Genomic DNA, 398 nt, shown 5'->3' on the forward strand with positions numbered 1-398 from the left:
GGCAAACCGAACTGCCATGTGAAGTATGGAGAAGCAACCGACCGTCTGACCGGTGATGCTTTACAGACCCAAGCCGTAGATGTATTGGCGCGTCCGTCCGGCCTGCCTGCTTCGAGGCAGCTGGCGATGTTGTCGGAATTGCTGAAACAGGAATTGCAGCAGCTCAAAAGCGTGGCGCGTCCCGAAGTGATCGAAGCGATTGCCGAAGCCAGATCGCACGGCGATTTGTCCGAAAACGCCGAATACTGTCTCTTATACACATAAGCCGTCGCAAGTCGGGCAGGAACCCATCGGGTTGTTAAACGAAAAGAGGCGCGGCTCCAATTCGGGCAGGCTGTACGAACACCTGTCTCTTATACACATCTCCGAGCCCACGAGACTCGACGTCATCTCGTATG

At 55.3% G+C, this 398-nt stretch carries 2 pseudogenes; both read left to right on the forward strand.

What is annotated here, in order from left to right:
- Positions 1 to 147: pseudogene (locus ACRPFF_RS11375) on the forward strand (geranyl transferase); the annotation flags it as partial.
- A pseudogene (locus ACRPFF_RS11380) lies at positions 127 to 246 on the forward strand (transcription elongation factor GreA); the annotation flags it as partial. The pseudogenes ACRPFF_RS11375 and ACRPFF_RS11380, both read left to right, overlap by 21 nt.
- Positions 247 to 398: the final 152 nt, after the last annotated feature.

Source organism: Neisseria sp. SLRRB23, from assembly GCF_050896295.1.
Classification (GTDB): domain Bacteria; phylum Pseudomonadota; class Gammaproteobacteria; order Burkholderiales; family Neisseriaceae; genus Neisseria.